Consider the following 2,677-nt stretch of genomic DNA (forward strand, 5'->3'; position numbering starts at 1 on the left):
TGTAAGCGGTAATTAAAAGTGCAGCGTTTTTGGCAATCAGGAATACATAGTTTTCGGCAACAAAGAGTGCATAACAATGGCAACAATAAGTGCAGAACGTTTGCAAATGTATATCAGTCGTTTTGATTCTCAAAGAACGATTTTCGATTTTTCATCCTGTAGCTATCGCCGGATAGCCTGATTATCTCACACCGGTATAGCATCCTGTCCAGTAGAGCTGTTGCAATCACCTCGTCATCAAGCATTTTAGCCCATTCCGTCGGTGCTTTGTTTGTTGTGATCACGATGGAAGCATTTTCATAGACCTGGTTGATGAAGTTGAAGAACGCTAGGGCGATTTCCTTCTGCAGGGGGAACAGCATGATATCGTCGATGACGATGAGGTTTGCTTTCATGAGCCTGCGGTATTCGGTGTTCTGGGAAGGGACGGCGTCCTTTGTCCGCAGGGTGTTCACGATATCCTGCATGGTCCTGAAATAGGCTTTGTAACCGGCCTTCACGGCGTCCAGGCAGAGCCCTGAGGCGATCCTTGTCTTTCCCACCCCGGATGGCCCCATGAGCACCACGTTGAAGATCTGGTCTATCCAGTTGAGCTCACGGAGCTGGCCCATTTTCTTTGCCGACATCCCGTTGTCAACGGTGTTATCGAAGCCGTCCAGATCGGCTCCCCTTGGCAGTCCGGCTGTTTTCAGTCGTTTAGCTTCATCGCGCCGGGATCGGTGGTCCGCCTCGGCCCTGAGGAGCTTCAGGGTAAAGGCCGCATACCCGGTGTTTTCCTTTTCCGCGTCCTGCAGGGCGGCGTCCAGCCCGGGGTATATCCCCCCGAGCCTGAACTGTTCGCACAACTGTCTGATTTCCTGTTTTACTGATTCCATATGATTATTGTTTTTGGTTTACTGATTTATTCCTTTGTATAGCCGGCCGGAGGGTCAGCCACCTCCCAGCAGTGCGTCGTAATCGGTGATGTCGCTCCTGCCGGGCTGTATGTCAGCGCCGGGGATCCTTCCCCCGCCCAGCGGGTTCATCCGTATGACCCTGGCTTCCCCCTGCCGGGGTTGGCTTTGGGCGGCCAGCCGGGCCGCTATGGCCCTGAAATCGGCGGCGCCGTCGATGCCGTTGGCCATGCAGTATTCCAGCGTGCGCGCGGCCACCTCCGGCTCCAGCGCGCTTACCGTCTGGGTGAGTGCCTGCACCTGGTCACGGATATAGCGCGGTTTGCTGTCCCTTACCCGTTTCAGCCACGCCATTGCGGCATCCCTGTCCGGCATCATGGCCGCCAGGCATTCCATCATTTCGGCCGCCCCGGCGCTCTTGTCGCGCTTATGGTCGGTGTGGATGATCTTCTGCCCTTTCAGCGGCGATACGCGGTGCGTGCATACCGTGCTACCCATCGCATCAAGCACGGTGATCACGCCATCGGAAGGCTTTACCGTTACGGTCGTGCCCGGGCCTGCATAAGTGCCCAGCGGCACGCTGTACAGGTTGCCCTTCCAGCTGATGGTATTGTCGCGCCTGACGGCGTGCACGGGGTATTCCTGCTTCGGAACGGCTACCGGGTAGAACGGGGCGAGGTACCCCTGTTCGGTCTGCAGCTCATCGCGGGGCACCTTTCCCGTGGTACCGTGGGGCAGGTTATTGGCCGTGCGGTGAAGCCAGGCGACCGCTTCGTCATTGAGCGTTTCCGGGTCCCGGTAATGCCTGTTGTACAGGAAATTGCGCTTGACGTATTTGACCACGTTCTCCACCTTGCCCTTGCTCTCGGGGTCTGCTTTGCGGCAGAACCAGGTGGTGATGCCCCGCTGGGTGACATAGGTCCTGAACCCACCGGTAAGGATGATATCCCCCAGGTTTTCCGAGACCATCATCAGCCTGTCCTGGTCATAGACCACTTCACCGGGGATGCCACCCAGGAATCGGAATGCCCTTTCGTGGGCCTCCACCAGCAGATCGCACGTGAACGGGGTATCCGAGAAGAACACGTATTTGTAACGCGAACGGGAAAGCACGAAAGTGAAGAACTGCACCTTTTTCGACCCGCCCGTGGTGGTACGCATGTTATAGAATCCGAAATCGGCCTGCCCCTGGCGGCCGTAGGGCAATTCCTCCACGGCCATGTATTCACGCCCCGGCTCGCCGCTGCGCGGGATATTGTGTTTGTCACGGATGTGCTGGACGAAGTTGAAAACCGTTTTCTGGTTCACGTGTGGAAAATCGGGATGGTGTTCCTTCAGCCAGTCGTGCAGCTGCGCGGCCGGGGTCTCCGGATACAGCGACAGCTTCTCACGGACGAAACCCTCGTACGGATCCAGTACTTTCCCCCGTGTGCGGCCTGCCTCCAGCTCCTCGGTGAACGTACGCTCATCCATGGATAGATAACGCTTCACCGTACGCCAGTTCAGCCCGAAGTGCTCCGATATCCACCTGGTGGAATGCCCTTCCCGGGACATTTGGTGGATCAGATGGTACAACATAGTTTTTTGCAGATAATGATTCATGATAACCTTCGCTTTTTTACCGCAAAGGTGTGTTATTCACCCGGGGCATGCCCCGGGTGAATAACACCGAAGCAGCCTGCAATCATTCTGCACTAGTTGTTGCCGAAGTTGTGTAGGTATTGTTGCCGATTATTGTGTACTCTTATTTGCCAAAAGTTGTGTATTCTTATTTACCGATTACA

General features: G+C 55.7%; 2 protein-coding genes. Both read right to left on the minus strand.

Translation table 11 applies throughout. The annotated features are described in order from the left end of the window. Positions 1 to 113: 113 nt before the first annotated feature. Positions 114 to 875, minus strand: a complete 762-nt coding sequence (istB, locus tag ACFQRK_RS23840) for an IS21-like element helper ATPase IstB (protein ID WP_379010929.1) — start codon at positions 873 to 875, stop codon at positions 114 to 116. A gap of 54 nt (positions 876 to 929) precedes the next feature. Continuing rightward, a complete protein-coding gene (gene istA, locus ACFQRK_RS23845) occupies positions 930 to 2,495 on the minus strand; it encodes an IS21 family transposase (RefSeq protein WP_379010931.1) in 1,566 nt (521 codons plus the stop codon). Between the last annotated feature and the right edge of the window lie 182 nt (positions 2,496 to 2,677).

It is taken from the genome of Parapedobacter sp. GCM10030251 (assembly GCF_042666505.1).
Lineage (GTDB): Bacteria > Bacteroidota > Bacteroidia > Sphingobacteriales > Sphingobacteriaceae > Parapedobacter.

Excerpts from the sequence above, each read along its gene's own strand:
- istB (WP_379010929.1), bottom strand. The coding sequence starts at position 875 with ATGGAATCAGTAAAACAGGAAATCAGACAGTTGTGCGAACAGTTCAGG.
- istA (WP_379010931.1), bottom strand. The coding sequence starts at position 2,495 with ATGAATCATTATCTGCAAAAAACTATGTTGTACCATCTGATCCACCAA.